We start from the raw sequence: 3514 nt of genomic DNA, 5'->3' as shown, positions 1-3514 counted from the left end.
GAGCTGATTGCGGTTGGCGCAGCACAATCCGATGCTTCGGGAGTTCACAACGCCTGATTGGCGGTTGTCTGCTGCAATAAAAAAGCGCTGATTCTTTCGAGTCAGCGCTTTTTATCTATTTGGGCCTTTGCATTGCGCAAAGCAAAAAACCCCAGTCATTGCTGACTGGGGTTTTCTGGGCTGTAAGAGCCTGACGATGACCTACTTTCACACGGGAACCCGCACTATCATCGGCGCTGAGTCGTTTCACTGTCCTGTTCGGGATGGGAAGGAGTGGTACCAACTCGCTATGGTCATCAGGCATAAAGGGTTGTCTGACTGATCACACGATCAATCAAACGAATTCATAGAGTTTGGAATCAGCTTTTGGCGAATTATTTTGAATGCGTCAACTTGGCATAACACCTTGATCAGATTGATCAAAGTTATAGGGTCAAGCCGCACGAGCAATTAGTATCAGTTAGCTTAACGCATTACTGCGCTTCCACACCTGACCTATCAACGTCCTGGTCTTGAACGACTCTTTAGGGGGCTCAAGGCCCCGGCAGATCTCATCTTGAAACGAGTTTCCCGCTTAGATGCTTTCAGCGGTTATCTCTTCCACACTTAGCTACTCGGCAATGCCACTGGCGTGACAACCGATACACCAGAGGTGTGTCCACTCCGGTCCTCTCGTACTAGGAGCAGGCTTCCTCAAATCTGCAGCGCCCACGGAAGATAGGGACCAAACTGTCTCACGACGTTTTAAACCCAGCTCACGTACCTCTTTAAATGGCGAACAGCCATACCCTTGGGACCGGCTACAGCCCCAGGATGAGATGAGCCGACATCGAGGTGCCAAACACCGCCGTCGATATGAACTCTTGGGCGGTATCAGCCTGTTATCCCCAGAGTACCTTTTATCCGTTGAGCGATGGCCCTTCCATACAGAACCACCGGATCACTATGTCCTGCTTTCGCATCTGCTCGACTTGTCAGTCTCGCAGTTAAGCACGCTTATGCCATTGCACTATCGTCACGATGTCCGACCGTAACTAGCGTACCTTCGAACTCCTCCGTTACGCTTTGGGAGGAGACCGCCCCAGTCAAACTGCCTACCATGCACTGTCCCCGATCCAGATAATGGACCTAGGTTAGAACCTCAAACACACCAGGGTGGTATTTCAACGTTGGCTCCACAAGATCTAGCGACCCTGCTTCAAAGCCTCCCACCTATCCTACACAGATCTGTTCAAAGTCCAATACAAAGCTACAGTAAAGGTTCATGGGGTCTTTCCGTCTTTCCGCGGGGAGATTGCATCATCACAAACATTTCAACTTCGCTGAGTCTCAGGAGGAGACAGTGTGGCCATCGTTACGCCATTCGTGCAGGTCGGAACTTACCCGACAAGGAATTTCGCTACCTTAGGACCGTTATAGTTACGGCCGCCGTTTACTGGGACTTCAATCAAGAGCTTGCACCCCATCATTTAATCTTCCAGCACCGGGCAGGCGTCACACCCTATACGTCCACTTTCGTGTTTGCAGAGTGCTGTGTTTTTAATAAACAGTCGCAGCCACCGATTTTTTGCAACCCATTCATGCTTCGTTGTTCACTACACACTAATAGGGCACACCTTCTTCCGAAGTTACGGTGTCAATTTGCCGAGTTCCTTCTCCTGAGTTCTCTCAAGCGCCTTAGAATACTCATCTCGCGCACCAGTGTCGGTTTGCGGTACGGTCGTTGTTAGCTGAAGCTTAGTGGCTTTTCCTGGAACCTCGTTCAGTCACTTCACGGACAAGTCCGCTCGATCGTTGGCCTCGGTATATGTGCACCGGATTTGCCTAATGCACGCCTACATCCAACTAAACCAGAATAATCCAATAACTGGATGACCTATTAAGATCCGTCCCCACATCGCACTAACAATCGGTACAGGAATATTGACCTGTTTCCCATCAGCTACGCATCTCTGCCTCGCCTTAGGGGCCGACTCACTCTACGCCGATGAACGTTGCGTAGAAAACCTTGCGCTTACGGCGAGGGGGCTTTTCACCCCCTTTAACGCTACTCATGTCAGCATTCGCACTTCTGATACCTCCAGCACGCTTTACAACGCACCTTCACAGGCTTACAGAACGCTCTCCTACCACTTGCAATAAATTGCAAATCCGCAGCTTCGGTAACTGGCTTAGCCCCGTTACATCTTCCGCGCAGGACGACTCGATCAGTGAGCTATTACGCTTTCTTTAAATGATGGCTGCTTCTAAGCCAACATCCTGACTGTTTTAGCCTTCCCACTTCGTTTCCCACTTAGCCAATTTTAGGGACCTTAGCTGGCGGTCTGGGTTGTTTCCCTCTTGAGTCCGGACGTTAGCACCCGGTGCTCTGTCTCCCAAGCTGTACTCATCGGTATTCGGAGTTTGCCTTGGTTTGGTAAGTCGCCATGACCCCCTAGCCAAAACAGTGCTCTACCCCCGATGGTAATACTTGAGGCACTACCTAAATAGTTTTCGGAGAGAACCAGCTATTTCCAAGTTTGTTTAGCCTTTCACCCCTATCCACAGCTCATCCGCTAGTTTTGCAACACTAGTCGGTTCGGACCTCCAGTACCTGTTACGGCACCTTCATCCTGGCCATGGATAGATCACTTGGTTTCGGGTCTACACCCAGCGACTGATCGCCCTATTCGGACTCGATTTCTCTACGGCTTCCCTATTCGGTTAACCTTGCCACTGAATGTAAGTCGCTGACCCATTATACAAAAGGTACGCAGTCACCCTTGCGGGCTCCTACTTTTTGTAAGCACGCGGTTTCAGGATCTATTTCACTCCCCTCCCGGGGTTCTTTTCGCCTTTCCCTCACGGTACTAGTTCACTATCGGTCAATGATGAGTATTTAGCCTTGGAGGATGGTCCCCCCATATTCAGACAGGATTTCTCGTGTCCCGCCCTACTTGTCGTTAGCTCAGTACCACACAGGTCATTTCACGTACGGGGCTATCACCCGCTATGGCCAGCCTTTCCAAGCTGTTCCGTTATGTCTTGTGCTATCACTAACAGGCTTCTCCGATTTCGCTCGCCACTACTTTCGGAATCTCGGTTGATGTCTTTTCCTCGAGCTACTGAGATGTTTCAGTTCACCCGGTTCGCCTCGCATGACTATGTATTCATCATGCGATACCTTTGCAGGTGGGTTTCCCCATTCGGAAATCTCCGGATCAAAGCTAATTTGCCAGCTCCCCGAAGCTTATCGCAGGCTATCACGTCCTTCGTCGCCTATCATTGCCAAGGCATCCACCACGTGCTCTTATTCACTTGACCCTATAACTTTGACGTTTCTTGCGAAACTACAAAATCATCTCAAGGAATATGTCAGGTCTTTCACCTGACGCGTTATGCCGTACTTCCAATATCGATTTGACTCGAAATTGAAGTTTCTTTTGACGCAATCAAAAATTCTATGTTGCTGATGGCACGGTCTGCACTAAACCTTTACGAATGTGCAGTTTCCATCAGCAACGCTGATTCGACT

2 rRNA genes are annotated in these 3514 nt (G+C 49.8%); both read right to left on the bottom strand.

Annotation, left to right across the window (positions count from 1 at the left end):
- Nucleotides 1–188: 188 nt before the first annotated feature.
- Nucleotides 189–301, bottom strand: a 5S ribosomal RNA gene (rrf, locus tag AC1RAA_RS31160).
- Nucleotides 302–429: 128 nt separating this feature from the next.
- A 23S ribosomal RNA gene (locus AC1RAA_RS31155) occupies nt 430–3303 on the bottom strand.
- Nucleotides 3304–3514 lie beyond the last annotated feature (211 nt).

This window comes from Variovorax sp. GW823-FHT04F07 (assembly GCF_058795995.1).
This window is presented reverse-complemented; position numbering and strand designations above follow the sequence as displayed.